General features: G+C 64.1%; 19 protein-coding genes and 1 riboswitch. Of the genes, 7 read left to right on the forward strand and 12 right to left on the reverse strand.

Translation table 11 applies throughout. The features are described 5' to 3' along the window. Positions 1 to 41 precede the first annotated feature (41 nt). Positions 42 to 1,367, reverse strand: a complete 1,326-nt coding sequence (locus L1P09_RS13720) for a sigma-54 dependent transcriptional regulator (protein ID WP_054904760.1) — start codon at positions 1,365 to 1,367, stop codon at positions 42 to 44. A 340-nt stretch (positions 1,368 to 1,707) separates the two neighbouring features. Between L1P09_RS13720 and L1P09_RS13725 the strand changes: the two genes are divergently transcribed. After that, positions 1,708 to 1,974 carry a hypothetical protein gene (locus tag L1P09_RS13725; RefSeq protein WP_009686703.1) on the forward strand — a complete coding sequence of 89 codons (267 nt, stop codon included), beginning with the start codon at positions 1,708 to 1,710 and terminating at the stop codon, positions 1,972 to 1,974. A gap of 106 nt (positions 1,975 to 2,080) precedes the next feature. On the opposite strand, the gene L1P09_RS13730 is transcribed toward L1P09_RS13725, so the two are convergent. From L1P09_RS13730 to cobW, 4 genes are all read right to left on the reverse strand, one after another. Further along, complete coding sequence (locus L1P09_RS13730) at positions 2,081 to 2,659, reverse strand: vWA domain-containing protein (protein WP_054904769.1); 579 nt, start codon at positions 2,657 to 2,659, stop codon at positions 2,081 to 2,083. 89 nt (positions 2,660 to 2,748) lie between these two features. Continuing rightward, complete coding sequence (locus tag L1P09_RS13735) at positions 2,749 to 3,759, reverse strand: ATP-binding protein (RefSeq protein WP_054904761.1); 1,011 nt, start codon at positions 3,757 to 3,759, stop codon at positions 2,749 to 2,751. Between the two features lies 1 nt (position 3,760). Beyond that, positions 3,761 to 7,522, reverse strand: coding sequence for a cobaltochelatase subunit CobN (gene cobN, locus L1P09_RS13740; RefSeq protein WP_054904762.1), 3,762 nt, complete (start codon positions 7,520 to 7,522; stop codon positions 3,761 to 3,763). A gap of 3 nt (positions 7,523 to 7,525) precedes the next feature. Beyond that, positions 7,526 to 8,593, reverse strand: coding sequence for a cobalamin biosynthesis protein CobW (cobW, locus tag L1P09_RS13745; RefSeq protein ID WP_054904763.1), 1,068 nt, complete (start codon positions 8,591 to 8,593; stop codon positions 7,526 to 7,528). 100 nt (positions 8,594 to 8,693) lie between these two features. After that, positions 8,694 to 8,906: riboswitch (cobalamin riboswitch) on the reverse strand. 480 nt (positions 8,907 to 9,386) lie between these two features. Between cobW and L1P09_RS13750 the strand changes: the two genes are divergently transcribed. The 3 genes from L1P09_RS13750 to L1P09_RS13760 all read left to right on the forward strand — a co-directional run bounded on the left by L1P09_RS13750 (position 9,387) and on the right by L1P09_RS13760 (position 11,688). Then, the gene (locus L1P09_RS13750) at positions 9,387 to 10,406 is read left to right on the forward strand and encodes a branched-chain amino acid aminotransferase (RefSeq protein ID WP_009686697.1); all 1,020 of its coding nucleotides are present in this window, start codon (positions 9,387 to 9,389) and stop codon (positions 10,404 to 10,406) included. A 229-nt stretch (positions 10,407 to 10,635) separates the two neighbouring features. Further along, positions 10,636 to 10,887, forward strand: a complete 252-nt coding sequence (locus L1P09_RS13755) for a hypothetical protein (RefSeq protein WP_009686696.1) — start codon at positions 10,636 to 10,638, stop codon at positions 10,885 to 10,887. An 81-nt stretch (positions 10,888 to 10,968) separates the two neighbouring features. Further along, positions 10,969 to 11,688, forward strand: coding sequence for a TorF family putative porin (locus tag L1P09_RS13760; RefSeq protein ID WP_054904431.1), 720 nt, complete (start codon positions 10,969 to 10,971; stop codon positions 11,686 to 11,688). Here the strand turns inward: L1P09_RS13760 and L1P09_RS13765 are convergent. After that, positions 11,663 to 12,577, reverse strand: a complete 915-nt coding sequence (locus L1P09_RS13765; RefSeq protein ID WP_054904432.1) for a DMT family transporter — start codon at positions 12,575 to 12,577, stop codon at positions 11,663 to 11,665. The two genes, L1P09_RS13760 and L1P09_RS13765, sit on opposite strands and share 26 nt — an antisense overlap. Positions 12,578 to 12,717: 140 nt before the next feature. On the opposite strand from L1P09_RS13765, the gene L1P09_RS13770 reads away from it, so the two are divergent. Then, a complete protein-coding gene (locus L1P09_RS13770; RefSeq protein ID WP_054904433.1) occupies positions 12,718 to 13,029 on the forward strand; it encodes a hypothetical protein in 312 nt (103 codons plus the stop codon). A gap of 72 nt (positions 13,030 to 13,101) precedes the next feature. On the opposite strand, the gene L1P09_RS13775 is transcribed toward L1P09_RS13770, so the two are convergent. Both L1P09_RS13775 and L1P09_RS13780 read right to left on the reverse strand, forming a co-directional pair. Further along, the gene (locus tag L1P09_RS13775; protein WP_009686692.1) at positions 13,102 to 13,314 is read right to left on the reverse strand and encodes a PLDc N-terminal domain-containing protein; all 213 of its coding nucleotides are present in this window, start codon (positions 13,312 to 13,314) and stop codon (positions 13,102 to 13,104) included. Between the two features lie 89 nt (positions 13,315 to 13,403). After that, positions 13,404 to 13,874 (reverse strand): hypothetical protein, encoded by a 471-nt coding sequence (locus L1P09_RS13780; protein WP_029886483.1) that lies wholly within the window; start codon positions 13,872 to 13,874, stop codon positions 13,404 to 13,406. A 181-nt stretch (positions 13,875 to 14,055) separates the two neighbouring features. Between L1P09_RS13780 and L1P09_RS13785 the strand changes: the two genes are divergently transcribed. After that, the gene (locus L1P09_RS13785; protein WP_009686690.1) at positions 14,056 to 15,063 is read left to right on the forward strand and encodes a GlxA family transcriptional regulator; all 1,008 of its coding nucleotides are present in this window, start codon (positions 14,056 to 14,058) and stop codon (positions 15,061 to 15,063) included. A 16-nt stretch (positions 15,064 to 15,079) separates the two neighbouring features. Here L1P09_RS13785 and L1P09_RS13790 read toward each other — a convergent pair whose 3' ends face one another. After that, entirely contained in the window at positions 15,080 to 15,763 is a 684-nt protein-coding gene (locus L1P09_RS13790) for a TetR/AcrR family transcriptional regulator (protein ID WP_054904434.1), read from the reverse strand. Positions 15,764 to 15,840: 77 nt separating this feature from the next. After that, positions 15,841 to 16,719 carry a hypothetical protein gene (locus tag L1P09_RS13795; protein ID WP_182336469.1) on the reverse strand — a complete coding sequence of 293 codons (879 nt, stop codon included), beginning with the start codon at positions 16,717 to 16,719 and terminating at the stop codon, positions 15,841 to 15,843. Between the two features lie 238 nt (positions 16,720 to 16,957). On the opposite strand from L1P09_RS13795, the gene L1P09_RS13800 reads away from it, so the two are divergent. Then, entirely contained in the window at positions 16,958 to 17,794 is an 837-nt protein-coding gene (locus L1P09_RS13800; RefSeq protein ID WP_029886486.1) for a bifunctional allantoicase/(S)-ureidoglycine aminohydrolase, read from the forward strand. Between the two features lie 101 nt (positions 17,795 to 17,895). On the opposite strand, the gene sodC is transcribed toward L1P09_RS13800, so the two are convergent. Both sodC and L1P09_RS13810 read right to left on the reverse strand, forming a co-directional pair. Next, positions 17,896 to 18,411 (reverse strand): superoxide dismutase family protein, encoded by a 516-nt coding sequence (gene sodC, locus L1P09_RS13805; RefSeq protein WP_054904436.1) that lies wholly within the window; start codon positions 18,409 to 18,411, stop codon positions 17,896 to 17,898. A 113-nt stretch (positions 18,412 to 18,524) separates the two neighbouring features. Next, positions 18,525 to 19,406: a LysR substrate-binding domain-containing protein gene (locus L1P09_RS13810; RefSeq protein ID WP_009686685.1), complete on the reverse strand. Its 882-nt coding sequence runs from the start codon at positions 19,404 to 19,406 to the stop codon at positions 18,525 to 18,527. Positions 19,407 to 19,456 lie beyond the last annotated feature (50 nt).

Raw genomic sequence — 19,456 nt, forward strand, 5'->3', positions numbered from 1 at the left:
CGGCCCTGGGTGATGTTCGCCCAGGTGCCGTGGTGTAACGCTCAGCGTATCTGGTGCTTGTGCAACAAGCGGTAGAACGTCGGCCGCGAAACCCCCAGCACCTTGGCAGCCATGCTCAGGTTGTCACTGTGCCGGTTGAGCACATCGCACAAGGCCTGGCGCTCGGCGCGGTGCTTGTATTCTTCCAGGGTGCCTAACGGCTGCTGTTCCTGGTCGTGCAACTGCAAGCCCAGGTCCTGCGCCTCGATCTGCCGCCCTTCGGCCAGCACCAGCCCGCGGCGTACGCGGTTGGCCAGCTCGCGAACGTTCCCCGGCCAGTCATGGTGGCCCATGGCTGCCAAGGCGTGTTCACTGAAGGAGCGCGGCCGGCGCCCGGTTTCCAGGCTGTAGAAATGGGCAAAATGGTTGGCCAGCATGGACAAGTCGCCGTGCCGGTCGCGCAGCGGTGCTGTCACCACCTGCAATACGTTCAGGCGGTAATACAGGTCTTCGCGAAAACGCCCCTGCTCAATGGCCCGTTCCAGGTCCACGTGGGTCGCCGCCAACACCCGCACATCCACCGGTATTGGCTGGCTGCCGCCTACCCGCTCGATGTGCTTCTCCTGCAGAAAGCGCAGCAGGTTGGCCTGCAGTTCCAGCGGCAAGTCGCCAATTTCGTCCAGGAACAAGGTGCCGCCGTGGGCCGCTTCGATACGCCCGACCTTGCGCTGGTGCGCCCCGGTAAAAGCGCCTTTCTCGTGGCCGAACAATTCGGACTGGATCAAATGCTCAGGGATGGCGCCACAGTTGATGGCGATGAACGGCTGATCACTGCGCTGCGACTGGCGGTGCAGCGTGCGCGCCACCAGCTCCTTGCCAGTGCCGCTTTCACCGCGGATGAGCACAGGTGATTCGGTAGGCGCCAGTTTGCCCAGCAGCTTGCGCAGTTCGCGAATCGGCCGGCTGTCACCGAGCAATTCGTCGTTCGCTTCATCGACCTTGACCGCACCCTTGCCGCGCAGGCGCGCCATGCCGAACGCCCGGCCCAGGGTAACCTGCACGCGCGAGACGTCGAACGGCAAGGTGTGGAAGTCGAAAAACCACTCACACACAAAGTCACCGAAGGCTGGCATGCGCAGTTGGTCGGCGCTCAGCACGGCGATCCACTCGGTGTTGCTGCGCTTGATCATGTCCTTGACCGCGTCCGGGTGCCGCAGGTGCGCGGCCTGCAAGCGCAGCAGGCCCACATCGCAGGGGTGGTCCAGTGCAGCGGTGAGCATGCAGCTGTCGACATCCCAGCCGGCGTTGCGCAGGCCCGGCAATAGGCGGTGGCAATCGTCGCAGGGGTCGACGATCAGCAAACGGCGTTGCGCGGCAGGCTGTTGCATGACCGATCCTTGGCGCCATTGTTTGATTTTTTTAAAGTAAAACAGCAAGTTGTGGCGCCCGTTTAACAGTAGCAACGAAGTTGACACTGCCCAGTACCGTCCGTCTGCCGACGCATTTTTTTACAAACGCCCACGGGAATTTTCGCACTTTAACGACATCACATGGCGGCGCAGGGAATAACGGAGATAGCCCTGGCAAAAAATTTATTCGCAATGTGTGACTTGCTACCGCACAGCGAGCATCAGTACACATAACCCCGCGCTGCACTTCGCGCACCTGAGGCGACTTTTAAGCAACGCGGACTTACTTCGCTGTTTGGGACCATAGAGAGACCGAACCATGAATGCCCCGCTCCGTGTCAACGAAGCACTGCTGATTGCCGACCACGCCTTCGAACCCTTCCAGTGCGTAGCCTGGGATGCCCCCAATGGCACTGGTGAACTCAGCCTGGCAGTGATCGACCGGACCAACACCCGCATTGGCGCCAAGCAGGTGTCTTCGCGCATCTACTCCGACCCCGCGCAGTGGGCCAGCCTGATCGAGGAAGTGCGCGCCGAATTGTGCGAAAAAGGTTACGACCTGCAACCTTGGTCGATGCCGAAATAATACCGGCGTTTATAACAAGTGCGTGCAGCGCCACGCACTTGTGCAACTTTCATCGTGCAGGCCTGACAACTTTGTCACTTGCGACATTGTGCCGCAGTGCCCCTCTTCAATACGCCAGCTTAAAGTGGTGCAAGTGCTGATAATCCGCCTGCAATTGCTCGGCCAGGCGCTGGGCACGCCCTAGCCGTACCGGTGCCAGTTCCATGTCCACCAACAGCGTGGCACAAGGCATGGGTTGGACCGTGTTGCTGTGCTGCACGCGCCCATCGGTAAACACCAGGCAGCGCAGCACTTCTTGCGGGTGTGCCCGCTGGCGTGCCTGCAGCCAATGCCGGGCCTGCTCCAGGGCTGCGAACAGTGGCGTGCCCCCGCCAGCCCCCAATGCCTGTAGCCATGGCTGCAAGGCCGCCGACGCCTTGAGGCCATGGCGCTGCCACTGCGGCGTGCGCCCGCTGGCCGTGAGCAGCGCCAGGCGAGCACGCTGGCGATAAGCCTGATCGAACAGTGCTGCCAACACCCCCTTGGTTTGCGCCAGGGCCTGGTGGCGGCGGGTTGAAGCCGAAGCATCGACGATCACCAACCACAGTTCGGCAGGCCTGGCCCGGCGTTGCTGCCAGCACAGGTCCTGGCGCTGGCGTGGGCGCCCCTTGAGCAAGGTCGGCAGCCAGGCGACCCTACCTGTCACCGCGTCGCGTGCGCGCCCCCGGCTGGCACCGTGCTGCTTGCCTGCACCCGCCTTGGCATCCCCCCCTATGGCGTGTGGCTGGGGGGGGCTCAGGGCTTTTTTGCCCAGTTTGGCACCTCGCGACGGGCGCCACTGGCCACCGGCTGCGCGGGCAATGCACCCCAATCGCCCTGCCCGCCTTGTTCACCAGGGTTGCTGCCGGCCGGCTGTTCGGCCTGTTGCGGGGGGGCTGGCGGATTGGCCTGTGGCGCCACCCGGCGGCGATGGCGCAAGGCAAATTCGGCTACGGCCTCCACGTCGGTTTCTTCAATGGCTGCACCACCGCGCCAGGCACAGTGGGCGCGCGCCGCGCGCAGCCAGACCAGGTCGGCGCGCAAGCCATCCACGCCAGCAGCAAAACAGCGCTCGGTGATCCAGGCCAGTGCCTGGTCGTCCAGGGCAATGCCCGCCAGCACTTGGCGCGCCGCCTGGCAGCGCTCGCGCAACTGCGCCTGTGCCTGCGCCCATTGCGCGCAGAAAGCCTGCGGGTCATGGTCGAAGGCCAGGCGCCGACGGATGATCTGCTGCCGGGCCGCAGGTTCGGGCAAACCTTCCAGGGCCACATTAAGGCCGAACCGGTCGAGCAACTGCGGGCGCAGTTCGCCTTCTTCCGGGTTCATGGTGCCGATCAGCACGAAGCGGGCGCTGTGGCGGTGCGAGATGCCGTCGCGCTCGACGCGGTTGGTACCGCTGGCGGCCACGTCAAGCAACAGGTCGACCAGGGTATCTGGAAGCAGGTTGACTTCATCCACATACAGCACGCCGCCATCGGCCTGGGCCAGCACCCCTGGGGAGAACTGAGCCTTGCCCTGGCCAAGCGCGGCGTCGAGGTCCAGGGTACCGACCAACCGTTCCTCACTGGCACCCAGCGGCAGGGTCACGAACGGGCCCTCACCCAGCAGGTCGGCCAGGCCACGGGCCAAGGTGCTCTTGGCCATGCCGCGCGGGCCTTCGATCAGCACGCCGCCGATTTTCGGGTCGATGGCCGTCAGGCACAGGGCCAGCTTCAGGTCCTCGGCACCCACCACGGCCGCCAGCGGAAATTGTACGGGTTCACTCATGTCAAGCCTGTTCCTCGCCGTCGAGCAGTTGCTCCTCAAGCGCTTCGCGGTAGTCACCAGGCGCTTGCCACAGGCCACGTTGCTGGGCCTCAAGCAGGCGCTCGGTAAGGTCACGCAAGGCCTCGGGGTTGTGCTCGCGCATGAAGTCGCGGGTGGCCGGGTCGAGCACATAGGCGTCGGCCAGCCCCTGGTAATGATGGTCGTCGATCAGGTGCGTGGTGGCGTCGAAGGCGAACAGGTTGTCCACCGTCGCCGCCATCTCGAAGGCGCCTTTGTAGCCATGTCGCTTGACCCCATCGATCCACTTGGGGTTCAGCGCACGGGCGCGGATCACCCGGTTCAGCTCTTCTTTCAAGGTGCGGATGCGCGGCCGGTCCACCTGGCTGTGGTCACCGTGGTAACTGGCCACGCCGGCCCCGCCCAGGGTTTCTGAAGCCGCCAGCATGCCACCCTGGAACTGGTAGTAGTCGTTGGAATCGAGCAGGTCGTGCTCGTGGTTGTCCTGGTTTTGCAACACCGCCTGGACCTTGGCCAGGCGCTGGGCGAACTGGGCGCGGGCCGGGGTGCCGTCATCGCTGCCGCCGTAGGCATAGCCGCCATGGTTGAGGTAGACCTCGGCCAGGTCTTCGCGGCTGTGCCACAAGCGGCCGTCGATGGCATTCTGCACCCCGGCACCGTAGGCGCCGGGTTTGGCCCCGAAGACCCGCCAGCCAGCCTGCCGAGCGGCCTGTTCGGCGCTTGTACCCTGGGCCTGCAGCGCAGCGCGCTCGGTGCGTACACGGGCAGCCAAGGGGTTGAGGTCGTCGGGCTCGTCCAGCGCCGCCACCGCTTGCACCGCGGCATCGAACAGGCGGATCAGGTTGCCGAAGGCATCGCGGAAGAACCCGGAAACGCGCAAGGTCACGTCCACCCGTGGGCGGTCGAGCAAACTCAGCGGCAAGATCTCGAAGTCATCGACCCGTTGGCTACCGCTGGCCCACACCGGCCGCACGCCCATCAGCGCCATGGCCTGGGCGATGTCGTCGCCGCCGGTACGCATGGTAGCGGTACCCCACACTGAAAGGCCCAACTGGCGCAGGTGGTCGCCATGGTCCTGCAGGTGGCGTTCAAGAATCAGGTTGGCCGAGGCGAAGCCCAGGCGCCAGGCCGTGGTGGTAGGCAGGTTGCGCACGTCCACGGTATAGAAGTTACGGCCGGTGGGCAGCACATCGAGGCGGCCACGGCTGGGCGCGCCACTGGGCCCCGCCGGCACGAAGCGCCCGGCCAGCGCCGCCAGCAAGCCCTGCATTTCTGCGCTGCCGCAGGCATCCAGGCCCGGCGCCACCTCCATGCACAGGGCTTGCAGGACCGCATGCACGGGGTGCCATGCGGGGCTGTCAGGTAGCTGTGCAGTGCCGGCCAGCGCCTGCTCGATCAGTTGCAGCGCCAATAGCTCCAGGCGCTCCCGTGTATCGCCACAGGTGCGCCATGCCTCGCTGCTTACCGCTTGCAACGGCTCGGGGCGGTCGCCCTGCCACGGCTGGCCGAGTTCGCAATCCAGCGGGTCGAAGCCGGGTACCAGCGCCTTGGCCAAGGTGCGTAGCAGGCTGGCATTGCCGCCTCGGCCGTCGCCGCGCTCGACCCTGAGCAACGCCAGCAGCGTATCCAGCCGCAGGCGCCCGGCAGGCGATTGGCCAAACACATGCAGGCCGTCGCGGATCTGCGACTCCTTGAGGTCGCACAGGTAAGTGTCCAGGCGCGGCAGCCATACGGCAGCATCGTCCAACTGCCCCTCCAGCTGCAGCTCGCGGTCGATATGGTTGGCCTTGACCAGTTCGAGGATGTCGCGCTGCAACTCGCGCGCCCGCCGAGGGTCGAGCAGTTGCGCTTCATAGAACTCGTCGGCCAGTTGCTCCAGGTGGCGCAACGGCCCGTAAGTCTCGGCACGGGTCAGCGGTGGCATGAGGTGGTCGATGATCACCGCCTGGGTACGGCGCTTGGCCTGGGCGCCCTCACCGGGGTCGTTGACGATGAACGGGTAGATGTTCGGCAGCGGGCCGAGCAAGGCGTCCGGCCAGCACTGCGCCGATAGCCCTACGCCCTTGCCTGGTAGCCATTCGAGGTTGCCGTGCTTGCCAACGTGTATCACCGCGTCGGCAGCGAAGGCATGGCGCAGCCAGAAGTGAAACGCCAGGTAACCATGTGGCGGCACCAGGTCGGGGTCGTGGTAGACCGCGCTGGGGTCCACCTGGTAGCCACGTGCCGGCTGGATGCCGACAAAGGTCAGGCCAAACCGCAGGCCGGCGACCATCAGCCGGCCACTGCGGAACATCGGGTCCTGCTGGGGTGGCCCCCACCGTTCCAGCACCGCCTGGCGGTTGGCTTCGGGCAGGCGCGCGAACGCAGCCTGGTAGTCGGCCAGGCTCAAGCTCTGGGCGCAAGGGCGCTGGTCGAGGTGGTCAAGGTCGTTGGTCGCGCCACCGAGCAACTGCTGGATCAGCTGCGTGCCACTGCCCGGCAGGTCGGCCACCGGGTAGCCTTCGGCTTGCAATGCCTTGAGGATGTTCAGGGCCGCAGCGGGCGTATCCAGGCCAACGCCGTTGCCAATACGGCCATCCCGGGTCGGGTAGTTGGCCAGCACCAGGGCCACGCGCTTCTGCCCATTGGGCAGGCGAGCCAGCTCGACCCAACGGCGCGCCAGCTCGGCGACGAAGTCCATGCGTTCGGGGTGGGCGCGGTAGCACACCACGTCCGACTGGCTGCGCTCGCTGCGCCAGGCCATGTCCTTGAAACTGACCGGCCGGGTGATGATGCGCCCGTCCAGCTCGGGCAAGGCAATGTGCATGGCCAGGTCGCGCGCACCCAGGCCCTGTTCGCTGGCTTCCCAGCCGGGCTGGTTGTCCTGCGCGCAAATGGCCTGCAACACCGGGATATCACGGCGGAACGGGCGCAGGTTGGGGCGTTCGGGGCTGGACAGGGCAAAACCGGTGGTGTTGACCAGCACCTCGGCGCCGACCTCGTCCAGCCAGGCTTCGACCTGCTCCAGGCAGGCGCTTTCCTTCAGGCTGGCCACGGCGATCGGCAATGGATTCAGACCGGCCGCCTGCAGGCGCTGGCAGAACACGTCGATGAACGCGGTGTTGGCGGCTTGCAGGTGCGAGCGGTAGAACAGCAGCGGCGCTACCGGGTGTTCGGGGTGCCACTGCGGGTACCAGTCTTCCAGCGCCGCGCTGCCCTTTTGTGGGTGGTACACCGCCGTGCGCGGCAACGGCTGCGGCTCGTCCCAGGCATAGTCGCGGCCCAGCCACTGGCTGGCCAGGCAGTTGAACAGGTTGATGGCGTTGGCCTTGCCGCCTTGGCGCAGGTAGTGCCACAGGCGTTCGGCCTGCGCGCCGGTGACATTGCCCAGGCTGGTCAGTTCCGGGTCCGGGCGGTCGTCGCCCGGCACCAGGATCAGCTGCACGCCACGGGCCGCCAGTTCGACCAGTTGTTCTACGCCATAGCGCCAATAACCAACGCCACCGTGCAGCGACACCAGGATGACCTTGGCATGGCGCAGCACCTGGTCAACGTACAGGTCGACCGAGGCGTGGTTCTGCACCTGCATCGGGTTGGCCAGGCGCAGGCTGGGGAAGCCTGCGGGCAATTGCTCGGCCGTGTCGGCCAGCAACGCCAGGTGAGAATCGCCGCTGCAGAGTATCACCAGTTCGGCGGGTGTCTGGCCAAGGTCGGCGATGCTGTCATCCGGCACAAAGCCGCCGGGCTGGGTCCGCAGCAGGTGCATGGGTCAGGCGCCCAAGGCCTGGCGCAGGCGCGCTTCCAGCTGGGCCGCATCAAGGTCCTGGCCGATCAGCACCAGGCGGGTGATGCGCGGCTCGTCGGCACGCCAGGCACGATCGAAGTGCTTGTCGAAACGGGTACCCACGCCTTGCACCAGCAGGCGCATCGGCTTGCCCGGGATGGCAGCGAAGCCTTTGGCACGCAGGATGCCGAACTCCACCACCAGCTGGGTCAGGGCGTCGAGCAGCAGGCTTTCGTCGGCTTCCGGCAGGTCGATGGAGATGGAGTCGAAGGCGTCGTGGTCATGATCGTCATGATCGTCGCCGTCGTGGTGCGAGTCGTGGTGGGTACGGCGGCCATCGATGTGCGCCTCGGACTCGGCGCCCACGCCCAGCAGCACTTCCAGTGGCAGCTTGCCGCTGCTGGCTTCGACCACTTTCACCGCCGGCGGCAGTTCTTCGGCGACTTCGGCACGCACCTTGGCCAGGCCTTCGGCGTCGATCAAGTCAGCCTTGTTCAATACCACCAGGTCAGCGCTGGCGAGCTGGTCGGCGAACAGCTCGTGCAGGGGCGACTCGTGGTCCAGGTTGGGGTCAAGCTTGCGCTGCGCATCGACCTGGTCCGGGTAGGCGGCAAAGGTGCCGGCAGCCACCGCCGGGCTGTCGACCACGGTGATCACGGCGTCGACGGTGCAAGCGTTGCGGATTTCCGGCCACTGGAAGGCCTGCACCAGCGGTTTGGGCAGGGCCAGGCCGCTAGTCTCGATCAGGATGTGGTCCAGGTCGCCACGGCGTGCCACCAGCTCGCGCATCACCGGGAAGAATTCTTCCTGCACGGTGCAGCACAAGCAGCCGTTGGCCAGCTCGTAAACGCGGCCGGTGGCCTCTTCTTCAGTGCAACCGATGCTGCATTGCTTGAGGATTTCGCCATCGATGCCCAGTTCGCCGAACTCGTTGACGATGACCGCGATGCGGCGGCCCTGGGCGTTGTCGAGCATGTGGCGCAGCAACGTGGTCTTGCCCGAGCCGAGAAAGCCGGTAACGATGGTAACGGGGAGCTTGGCCAGTGTTTTCATGTCGCAGTGCCCTTGGCAGTATGGCGCGGGCATGCAGGACGACAGCCACCGGCCAGGCAGGCCGGGCTTGTTCGCCACCGGATCACCCCGCCCGGTTGAAAGTCGAAAACGTGACGAGGCAGGTCTCCTGGCTTGCACCGTTCCAGTTGCCTGCCACGGCAGCAGTCTGGCGGGATGACGCCTTCCCGCGCGTTGGCGCAGTGGCTGTGTCGATCCGTTGTCGGCGCTTACAGTTGCGGGGGCAGCCGCGGCTTGTACCGCGTTCCCGTCTTAGCTTCGGCCTGGCCGAAGAACCTCGAAGTGGCAAGGCTACGCAGTGGTTGGCGGGTGGTCAACCGTTGGCTCGCCTCGATTCTTTCAGCGCCTGTGAGATCGAGCGCCGCCCGCGCGGCGCATCGCGAGCTGCGCTCGCTCCTACGTTTGTTTCGGGCCAGTGAGGCCTGTGAGAGGCGCGCGCGACCGCCTGGTTCATACGACGCGATATTGAGGCATGCGCCAAAGGGTTCGCGCGCAAATCCCCCAGGCATAATTGGCCCGAAACAAACGTAGGAGCGAGCGCAGCTCGCGATGCGCCGCGCGGGCGGCGCTCGATCTCACAGGCGCTGACAATATTGTGACAATCACCTTGCAGCCTCAATGCCGTCCCTGCGCCTGCAGCACCCGCAAATAATGCATCGCAGCCTGTCAATTCTTGACCGGCCGTTCCCGATCCGCCACGGATGTATTAAGGTGGCATGGTGCGCATATAACAGCAGCCCGAGCGATCGGGCATTAGCAAGACAATGAGGGTGTCATGAGCAACGAAAGCATTAATTGGGACAAGCTGGGTTTCGACTACATCAAGACCGACAAACGCTACCTGTCCGTATGGCGCAATGGCGAGTGGGACAAGGGCACCCTGACCGAAGACAACGTGCTGCACATCAGTGAAGGCTCCACCGCGCTGCACTATGGCCAGCAATGTTTCGAGGGCCTGAAGGCCTACCGCTGCAAGGATGGCTCCATCAACCTGTTCCGCCCGGACCAGAATGCCGCCCGCATGCAGCGCAGCTGCGCCCGCCTGCTGATGCCGCAGGTGCCGACCGATGTGTTCATCGAGGCGTGCAAGCAAGTGGTCAAGGCCAACGAAAAGTTCGTGCCACCGCATGGTAAAGGCGCCCTGTACCTGCGCCCGTTCGTCATCGGCACCGGCGACAACATTGGCGTGCGCACCGCTCCCGAGTTCATCTTCTCGGTTTTCGCCATTCCGGTTGGCTCGTACTTCAAGGGTGGCATGAAGCCGCACAACTTCCAGATCTCCAGCTTCGACCGTGCAGCACCGCAGGGCACCGGTGCCGCCAAGGTCGGTGGCAACTACGCTGCCAGCCTGCAGCCAGGTGCCGAAGCGAAGAAAGCCAACTTCGCCGACGCCATCTACCTCGACCCGCTGACCCACACCAAGATTGAAGAAGTCGGCTCGGCCAACTTCTTCGGCATTACCGCCAACAATGAGTTCGTCACGCCTAAATCGGCCTCGGTGCTGCCAGGCATCACCCGCCTGTCGCTGATGGAGCTGGCACAATCGCGCCTGGGCCTGACCGTGGTCGAAGGTGACGTGGAAATCAGCAAGCTGGACCGCTTCGTCGAAGCCGGCGCCTGCGGTACTGCTGCGGTGATCACCCCGATTGGTGGCATCGAGTACAACGGCAAGCTGCACGTGTTCCACGACCTGGAGAAGGTCGGCCCGGTCACGCAGAAGCTCTACAACGAGCTGACCGGCATCCAGAGCGGTGATGTGGAAGCACCGGCTGGCTGGATCGTCAAAGTCGCCTGAAACGCTTTTGCGGTATAAAAACGGGGCATGCCATCGCTGGTATGCCCCGTTTTTCATGGATCGAGCCACCAGGCGGCAGCCTGCAAGGTTTGAGCTTCTGCGCGTCAATGGCCAGGGCGCCGTGCATCAATAGTCACTATCGAGAGGGGCAATTTCTACCAGGCGCGGCAACCATATAACCTAGCTCCATCGCCTCGCCACCTACACCCTTGGCCCCTGGAGCTACCTGATGAACACCCTGGCCCGCTTGCTGACTGCCACGTTTGCCCTGCTTACCCTCGCCATCAGCAGCGGCTGTGCCAGCCACCCTGAACTGCGGCCGTACAGCGCCGACGAAACCCGCCAGTTACAGCTGGAGGCCTTGCAGCGCCGCGGTCTGTCGCTGGACGACTATGAGCAGCAACGCCGGGTGATCCAGCGTGCCGGCAACCTGCCGGTGGTGACCGAGGCAGCCGATGCCGACCGTTCGACCAAAGGCTGAACCCGCCACTACAAGGTTTTCAGCGGCCGCTCGGGCAGGTATCCTTGAACGCTCTACCGTAAGCCCTCCAGGACGGTGACCATGTTCAGGCCCCTGCTGTTGCTGAGCATTGCCCTGCTGTTCAGCCCCCCTCTGCTGGCCCAGCAGATGAAGCGCCAACTGGGCGATTTCGACTTTACACTCGGCACCACCCCTTCACGTAGCATGGCCCAAGGGTTGATTTCACCCACGGCGGTCGGCGCGTTTCATGGTGGCATGGATTTCAGCCACCCCAGTGGGCTGTACGTCGGCCAATACGCCCCGAGCATGGGGGTGACGGCCAACTCGACCCTGCGCCTGGACAGCTACATGGGCTACAAGCACCACTTCGACAGCACCTTGGGCTATGAAGTGGGGTTGATCCACTACAGCCAGCCAAACATCGCCGGCGCCGAGAGCATAGCACTGTATGGGGGAGTCTCGGTGCTGGGCAGCCGGTTCGGCGGTGCACTGCGCGACAACCCCGACAACCGCACCGGTACGCTGTTCGCCGACTTTGGCCAACTGCCCTTATTCGATGTCGACCTCACCGTCAAACTCGCCCATCACCGTCTGGGCACACCCTTCACCATCGGCGATGGCAGCCAGGTGAATGCCTTTTCCGACTGGTCGCTGGAACTGTCGCGCCCTTGGCTGGGCATCGACCTGAACCTGATCTACAGCAACTCGAGCCTCAGTGGCACCAGCTGTGACGCCTACTCAGGCATGAACACCTATTGCGACAGCGTGGTCACCCTCAAGGCCCAGCGCAGCTTTTTCTAGGCTTTGCCTGCAGGGCCTGGCGGCGCGGCACCAGCGCCAGCGCAATACCGCCCAGCACTACCACACTGGCGAGCAACAAACGCAGCGATAACGGCTCACCGATCAGCGCAACCCCGCCCAACCCGGCCAGCACCGGCACACTCAGCTGCAGGGTCGCCGCCTGTTGCGCACTGACCTGCCGCACCACGCCATACCACACGGCATAACCGGCTCCGGAAGCCAGCACACCGGAGCCCAGGGCGAACAGCAAGCCACCGGCGCTAAGGTGTGGCCCGGCCCCCAGCAACAGCAGCGGTGCCAGCACCACCAGCCAGGGCAGGCTGCGGGCAAAGTTGCCGGCCGTGTCGGCCAGCGGCCTGGGCGACCCTCTGCCGAGCAAGGTGTACGCCCCCCAGGCGATGCCGGAAATAACCATCAGCAAGGCACTGCTGAACGGGGGCGCCGAAGCGCCTGGCAACAACAGCACCAGCAAGCCGGCGAAGGCGATCAGCATACCCAGCAGGCCCCGTGCGCTGATGCGTTCGCCTTTGCACCAGGCAAAGCCGAACATCGTGATCTGCACGGCACCGAAGAGCAGCAAGGCGCCCGCCCCGGCGCTCAGTTGCAGGTAGGCCGCTGAAAACAGGAAGGCATACAGGCACAAGGCCAGGCCTGCTCGCCAGGTGCCACCCATGCGCTGCGCCGGTCTGCGCAAGCGAATCAGCAACAACAGGAACACTGCACCACTGGCCAGGCGCACGACAGTGAACGAGGCCGGGTCGATCGCCCCGTTCTTGAGGGCCAGGCGGCAGAATACCGAGTTGGCGGCAAATGCCACCAGGCTGAACAGCGCTGGCCAGAGCCAGGCACGAGCCTTATGCCCGGCAAGCGAGGTGGTGCCAGTGCTCATGGTGTGGGACTCGAGGTCAAGTAGGTCGTTTCCTACAAACAGATGAGATTGTTGAACACCTCGTTCGTTTTCACAACTTGCGCATGCCGGTAAGGTGCACGGCACGGCACGGACGCTTTAGCGCAACCAAGGACAAAACCATGAGCAAATTCGATTTTCAGTTGGCTTACACCGTCGAAGGGGATGAGGCAGATGCGGCGAAGGCACGTACGTACCTTCGCGAGAAAACCGGCCTGAAAACCGTCCAGCACATCGAGACCACCTTGCTTGGGGTGGTCACGCTCGAGGCCGTGACGCTTGCCGACCGCCAGAAGGATGCCGGGCGCGTATTCCACGCATTCATACACGATGCATTGAAGACGCTGGGCGTGCTGTCTACCGTGAAGTTCTACGGCTGCCTGATGGTGAACGGCCTCGGCCCCGCCATTCGCTTCAACGTGCTGCCCAAATGACCGCTGAAAAGTGACCGCTGGAAAGTGACCGCTGACGGTATCAGGCGCGCGAGCGCCTGATGCCTGTGCCTGTCATTTTTCTTCGAGTACGGACCGGCCTTTTACGGCGCGCGGGCCGCGCCAGGCCCAGAACAACAAGCCGGGGATTGGCGCGTAGACGACGAACACCACCCACAACATCTTGCGTTCGGCGCGCCGCTCACTGCCGATGATGTTCCAGATGGCCCAGATTTCCATGAGGATGACCAAGGCTGCGACAATGATCCAGATCGTTCCGACTTCCATAAGCGCTCTCTCTTTGCCGTGTAATGGCTTGGGTTGTTATTGACGCTGAGGGTTCAGATTGTTTTGACCACTCCTGCAGGTAACGCACCTCACTGCTGCGGCGCACGCTCCAGCGCCGCCTTCAATGCCGCGGCATCGGTGAACGCCTGCTGGCTCACCAATCTGCCTTCTTGCAACTGCAACCACTGCACCTGCCCTGGCTGCCCGGGGTACCGGCTGGCTACCCGCCCTTCCCGGTCGAGCAGCACCCTATAGCTGTAACCGCGCATGGCCGGGATGGCGAACAGCTTGCTGATCAACGCAGGCATGCGCTGGATGTCGGCGACGAATACGGCCTTGCGTGCTTCCAGGTAGTCTTTGGGCGCGTCGGCCAGTGCAGCCTTGACCAACTTGGCGCCGTCCATGTCGCGCGCCACCAGTAGTACCTGGGTGTCCGCGCTCAGGGTGTAGGCCTTGTCATGCTGGTCAAGCAACGTGAAGGGCGCGAGCGGTTCGCCCGGCTCCATGGCCGTGGCCAGCAATGGCAACAAGCTGAGCAACAAGGCAGCGGCGTATTTCATCGATAGGTTCCTCAAGGGCCAGGCGTTTCATGCAAGCGCCTATGGCAAAGCATAGTGGGAAAGTCTGCAGCCATACAGGTTGCCTGAACACGACCTGTAATACGACACCGACACCGGGGAGATTGTCTTTCCTCCAGCCACCGGCCACACTCTGCGAGCCAGCCAGCAAGCGGAGTTCAGAGTGCCCACGCCACGCCAGTTCAGCAAGAAGACCAGTACCAGCAACATGCTGCGGCTCAAGGCCAGCAGCGCCGACGCCCAGGCCCCTTATCAAGTCGATTTCGTGCTGCTCGAACACTTCTCCATGGCCAGTTTCACCGTGGCCATGGACGTGCTGGTCACGGCCAACCTGCTGCGTACCGACAGCTTCAGTTTCACCCCGCTGTCGCTGGACGGCGACCGCGTGCTCAGCGACCTTGGGCTGGAACTGGTGGCCACCGAATTGTCCCCCCAGGCGTTGCAGTCACCAGACCTGCTGGTCATCTGCGGGGGCTTGCGTACGCCGCTGAAATACCCGGTACTCGACCGCTTGCTGAGTGATTGCGCGGCCCATGGCATGGCCTTGGGTGGCTTGTGGAACGGCGCCTGGTTCCTGGGGCGCGCCGGGGTGCTGGATGACTATGGCTGCAGCGTTCACCCCGAGCAGCGTGCCAGTTTGTCCGAGCGCAGCCCGCAAACCCGCATTACTCCGGCCAGCTTCACCCTCGACCGTGACCGGCTCAGTGCCGCCAGCCCGAACGGCGCCATGGAACTGATGCTGGGGCTGGTGCGGCGCTTGTATGGTGACGGCCTGGCCGAAGGCGTGGAAGAAATTCTGTCGTTCTCAGGCGCCCGTTACCGCCAGGTCGGGCCGGGGGCCAAGAAGTCCATGAGCCTGCACCTGCGTACCATTGTCGAACTGATGGAGAACAACCTCGAAGAAACCCTCAGCCTCGACCAGCTGGCCGCCTACAGCGGGCGCTCACGGCGGCAGATCGACCGGCTGTTCCAGGCCCAGCTGGGCACATCGCCGCGGCGTTACTACATGGAGCTGCGCATTACCAAAAGCCGCAGGCTGCTGCAGTATTCCGACCTGTCGGTGATGGAAGTGGCGGTGGCTTGCGGCTTTGTTTCGGTGTCACATTTCAGCAAATGCTATGCGGCGTATTTTGGCTACCCGCCCTCGCGTGAGCAGCGGTTGGGCGACTGAGCAGGCTGGCGCAGCGTCAGGGGCGCTGCCCAACCTGGATGTAGCGCAGCACCGCATCACAGATCATCGCCTTGTGCCGCAGCTTGACCTGGTCCTCCGACAGGTCTATCTGGAAGATCTCGCCAAAGGTATGCCGGTTGGACACCCGGTAAAAACAGAACGAGCTCATCAGCATGTGCAGGTCGATCACCTCGATACCGCTACGGAACACCCCTTCTTCTACCCCGCGGCGCAGCGTGTTGCCCAAGGCTTCGAGCACCAGGCTGCTCATTTCGCGAATAGCCGGGGACTGCTTGACGTATTCGCCGTAGTGGATGTTTTCGGTGCAGATGATCCGCACGAAGTCGACATTGCGGTCGTGGTGGTCGAAGGTGAACTCCACCAGCCTGCGGATCGCCTGGTCCGCCGGCAGCGACTCCAGGTCCAGGCTTTGCTCGGTCTTGCGAATATCGCCGTATAGCTTGACCAGGCACTCGCAATACAACTGCTCCTTGCTGCCGAAGTAGTAGTAGATCATGCGCTTGGACGTAGCCGTGCGTTCAGCGATGGCGTCTACTCGAGCCCCGGCCAGCCCTTGCTGAACGAATTCGTGGATGGCGGCCTGGAGGATATCCTCGCGGGTTTTCTCGGGGTTGTTCTTGCGCGTTCTGCGCCCCCCTTCGGTTTCAGGCTGGCCAAGGCCGACTACGGAATCACTCATACCCACTCACAGGCTGTTTATTGGAATGTGGGGGATTATCCGTGAGCACGGCCGTGCAGGGAAGCACGCTGTTGCGACTAGCGCTGGGCCGTGACCGGCTCTGCTGGCGGCGTCAGGTGCAAGACACGGTCGCGTCCGCCCTCGGCCAGCAGATAACCGCCTTTGCCGTCGGCGATGATGGCCTGGGGCGCCTTGAGAAACGTCAGCACCGTGTGCTGGCTGCCGTCGGCAGCGATGCGCAGCAGCCGGGCGCGGTGCGTGTTGTCCTCGCTGATCCACAGGCCACGCTGGTCACAGTACAGGAACGTGGGGTTGCGCAAACCGTCGACCACCACCGGGTCGTTGCCATCGGCGGCCAGGGCGCGCACGATGCCCTTGGCTTTTTCGGTGTACAACAGGTCGCCCCGACAGCGTGTCAGCCCTTCGGTTTCTGTCAGGCCGGAACGCAGCACGTCCAGTTGCCCGCTCTGCCAGTCGTAGCGCATCAGGCGGCCGTTACCTTTGCGGTCTTCGATGGCATACAGGTGCTTGCCGTCGTTCCACAGCCCTTGCACGCTGTCGCCCTCGAACAACCGCGTGACCTTGCCATCGCGGGCCAGGCTGACGGGCGCGGCACCGCCCTCCTGGCTGAATACCCAACCGCCCTGGGCCGCGACCATGCCGTCGGGTTTGGACAGGTTATCGATGACTACCACCCGGGCGCCGTCGGCGGCGATCTTGAGGATGCTGCCGCGGCCGTCGTCCAGCTCGCGGCTGACCAGCAGGCTGCCATCGGCTTGCGGCAGCAGTGACGCGGCCTTGGTCACGTCACTGTGCAGCACACCGACTTTCCAACCTGCCGCGGCCTGCACCGGATAGAAGCTTTGCCAGGCGAAAAAGCCCAATGTGGCCACGAGCAGGCCAGTGGTGGCGGTGAAGGCGATTCGGGTGCTGCGCTTGCGCAGGATAGACGGCATAAGGGGGGCTCCTTGGAAATGCCGGGGGATCCTAACAAGGGAATGTGAAAAATATGTCGGAATTATCTGCTCGGCAGCCCCTGCGTGCGAACGCGCATTCAGCGATCGAATCCTGGGTATTCCAACATTTAATTTGTGCATGGCGCGCGCTCGACCCTATTCTGTCGCCACATCCCCTGCGCCGCACCGGCCGGTGCGGTTCACGGCACGGGGAGAGAACAACAAGTCGAGATTGTCCATGTCGAACCATTCGTACTTCGCCCCCCACGGTGGGCACCCGGCTCAAACCGAGCTGCTGACTGACCGTGCCATGTTCACCGAAGCCTACGCCGTCATCCCCAAAGGCGTGATGCGTGACATCGTCACCAGCCACTTGCCATTCTGGGACAAGATGCGCATGTGGGTCATCGCCCGCCCGTTAACCGGTTTTGCCGAGACTTTCTCGCAGTACATCGTCGAAGTGGCCCCGGAAGGCGGCAGCGAACGCCCTGAGCTGGACCCTGATGCCGAGGCCGTGGTGTTCATCGTCGAAGGCGAACTGGACATCACCGTCGAAGGCAAGCACCACACCCTGGTGCCAGGCGGCTACGCGTTCCTGGCGCCAGGCGCCGAGTGGAGCCTGCGCAACAACAGCAAAGCCAATGTCACCTTCCACTGGCTGCGCAAGCACTACCAGAAAGTCGAGGGCCTGGACGCACCTGAGTCGTTCGTGACCCACCGTGACAACGCCACCGTCATTGAAATGCCGGGCACCGAAGGCCGCTGGGTCACTACCCGCTTCGTCGACATGGCCGACATGCGTCACGACATGCATGTGAACATCGTCACCTTCCAGCCCGGCGGCGTGATCCCGTTCGCCGAAACCCACGTGATGGAGCATGGCCTGTACGTGCTGGAAGGCAAGGCGGTGTACCGCCTGAACCAGGACTGGGTCGAAGTGGAAGCCGGCGACTTCATGTGGCTGCGCGCCTTCTGCCCGCAAGCCTGCTACGCAGGTGGCCCAGGCAAGTTCAGCTACCTGCTGTACAAGGACGTGAACCGTCACGTGCACCTGACGCTGAACCCCAAGCGCTGAGGCACCGGGGCGCAGGGCGCCCTGCTCCCGACACAAGGCCGCCCCCGCAGGTTTGCGTGAACCTGCAGGGGCGGCCTTGTTTCAGGCGCACGGGCAAGCGTTTACTGCACGACCCCGCAGGCCACCCGGGCTCCACCGCCACCCAGCTTCTCGGGGTGGTCGCTGTGGTTGTCACCGCCGGCGTGCACCATCAGTGCATGGCCTTTGAAATCGGTGGCCTTCAGCCGCGGCGCGAGGACCGGATAGGTGGCCTTGCCATCGGCCCCCACATACAGAGCCGGCAAGTCGCCACGATGACCGCTGTCATCATAGGGGCCTTTGTGGGCGTTGCTGGAATCCGGGTCCCAATGCCCGCCCGCAGCGCCCGCTGGCACAGGCTTGCCGCCTTCTTGCGCCGGTGCGCACGAGGCGTTCTGGTGGAGGTGGAAGCCGTGCACACCTGGCGGCAGGTCCTTCAGGTCGGGGATGAGCAACGTGCCATATTTGTTCTGCTCGATGCTGATAGTGCCAATGGACGTGCCAGGGCCGTCGGGCCCGGCCAGCTTGAGTTCGACCGTTTCGGCCGCCTGGGCCAACCCGGCGCTGGCCAGTAAAGCGACAAATGCAGCTGTTTTCATAGTGCGTCTCCATGGCTTGGGTTGCTGGGCGTACTGCCCACGTTAACGGTGGGACTGCACGGCCCTGCCAGACATTCCATCGCGCCACAGCCTGAAACACTTTTCTTGTTGGGCTAGATGCCGCCCCCGGCCAGCAATTGAGTCATGACCTCGGCCAAGGCCTTGACCATGATGTCAGCGGTCGGCCGGTGAACAATGACGATTTCATAGCTATCGATCTCCGGCAGCCCCTGCCCCTCGCCCAGCACCCGGTGCTCGCCTGTCGCCGCGCGCGGCGGGAGCAAACTGACGCCCATGCCATCGGCCACGGCCGCCTGGATGCCACTGAGGCTGGAACTGGTGAAGCTGATACGCCAGCGCCGGCCCATGCCCTCGATGGCATTGATCATGTCTTCGCGGTACAGGCCGCGTGGCGGAAAGGTCACCAGCGGAATCGGGTCCAGCTCGAACGCCGGCGCGCGGGCACTGTCGATCCACTGCAGGCGCTCTGGCCAGCATGCCACGCCCTCGCGGGTGTTGCGCCGCTGCTTGAGCAGCACCAGGTCGAGCTCACCGTTGTCGTAGGCCTGGCTGAGGTCGCGGCACAGGCCGCTGGTCACCTCCAGCTTTACCTGCGGGTGCAGGCGGCTGAACGCCGCCAGCGCATTGGTGGTCCGCCCGCCGACGAAGTCTTCCGGCACACCCAGGCGCACGGTGGTGCCGACCATGGCCCCGGCCAAGGCTTCGAGCATCTGGTCGTTCAGCGCCAGCATATGCCGGGCATAGCCCAGCAGGGTCTGCCCGGCGTCGGTTGGCAGCACGTCGCGGTTGCCGCGTACCAGTAACCGGTGGCCAACCATGTCCTCCAGGCGGCGAACCTTCTGGCTGATGGTGGACTGGGTGGAATGCAGGCGCGCGGCCGCGGTGGTGAAACTGCCGCAGTCGGCCACCACCACCGTGGCGCGCAACAGGTCAAGGTCGAACAGGGCCCTATTCGATTTCGCGCTATTGGACATCTTGGTATTCAACTAATGAATGACAAGACAGACTTCTATCACGCTATCCC

It is taken from the genome of Pseudomonas juntendi, assembly GCF_021560075.1.
GTDB lineage: Bacteria > Pseudomonadota > Gammaproteobacteria > Pseudomonadales > Pseudomonadaceae > Aquipseudomonas > Aquipseudomonas juntendi.

Excerpts from the sequence above, each read along its gene's own strand:
- L1P09_RS13720 (WP_054904760.1), bottom strand. The coding sequence starts at position 1,367 with ATGCAACAGCCTGCCGCGCAACGCCGTTTGCTGATCGTCGACCCCTGC.
- L1P09_RS13725 (WP_009686703.1), top strand. The coding sequence starts at position 1,708 with ATGAATGCCCCGCTCCGTGTCAACGAAGCACTGCTGATTGCCGACCAC.
- L1P09_RS13735 (WP_054904761.1), bottom strand. The coding sequence starts at position 3,759 with ATGAGTGAACCCGTACAATTTCCGCTGGCGGCCGTGGTGGGTGCCGAG.
- cobN (WP_054904762.1), bottom strand. The coding sequence starts at position 7,522 with ATGCACCTGCTGCGGACCCAGCCCGGCGGCTTTGTGCCGGATGACAGC.
- cobW (WP_054904763.1), bottom strand. The coding sequence starts at position 8,593 with ATGAAAACACTGGCCAAGCTCCCCGTTACCATCGTTACCGGCTTTCTC.
- L1P09_RS13750 (WP_009686697.1), top strand. The coding sequence starts at position 9,387 with ATGAGCAACGAAAGCATTAATTGGGACAAGCTGGGTTTCGACTACATC.
- L1P09_RS13755 (WP_009686696.1), top strand. The coding sequence starts at position 10,636 with ATGAACACCCTGGCCCGCTTGCTGACTGCCACGTTTGCCCTGCTTACC.
- L1P09_RS13760 (WP_054904431.1), top strand. The coding sequence starts at position 10,969 with ATGTTCAGGCCCCTGCTGTTGCTGAGCATTGCCCTGCTGTTCAGCCCC.
- L1P09_RS13765 (WP_054904432.1), bottom strand. The coding sequence starts at position 12,577 with ATGAGCACTGGCACCACCTCGCTTGCCGGGCATAAGGCTCGTGCCTGG.
- L1P09_RS13770 (WP_054904433.1), top strand. The coding sequence starts at position 12,718 with ATGAGCAAATTCGATTTTCAGTTGGCTTACACCGTCGAAGGGGATGAG.
- L1P09_RS13775 (WP_009686692.1), bottom strand. The coding sequence starts at position 13,314 with ATGGAAGTCGGAACGATCTGGATCATTGTCGCAGCCTTGGTCATCCTC.
- L1P09_RS13780 (WP_029886483.1), bottom strand. The coding sequence starts at position 13,874 with ATGAAATACGCCGCTGCCTTGTTGCTCAGCTTGTTGCCATTGCTGGCC.
- L1P09_RS13790 (WP_054904434.1), bottom strand. The coding sequence starts at position 15,763 with ATGAGTGATTCCGTAGTCGGCCTTGGCCAGCCTGAAACCGAAGGGGGG.
- L1P09_RS13795 (WP_182336469.1), bottom strand. The coding sequence starts at position 16,719 with ATGCCGTCTATCCTGCGCAAGCGCAGCACCCGAATCGCCTTCACCGCC.
- L1P09_RS13800 (WP_029886486.1), top strand. The coding sequence starts at position 16,958 with ATGTCGAACCATTCGTACTTCGCCCCCCACGGTGGGCACCCGGCTCAA.
- sodC (WP_054904436.1), bottom strand. The coding sequence starts at position 18,411 with ATGAAAACAGCTGCATTTGTCGCTTTACTGGCCAGCGCCGGGTTGGCC.
- L1P09_RS13810 (WP_009686685.1), bottom strand. The coding sequence starts at position 19,406 with ATGTCCAATAGCGCGAAATCGAATAGGGCCCTGTTCGACCTTGACCTG.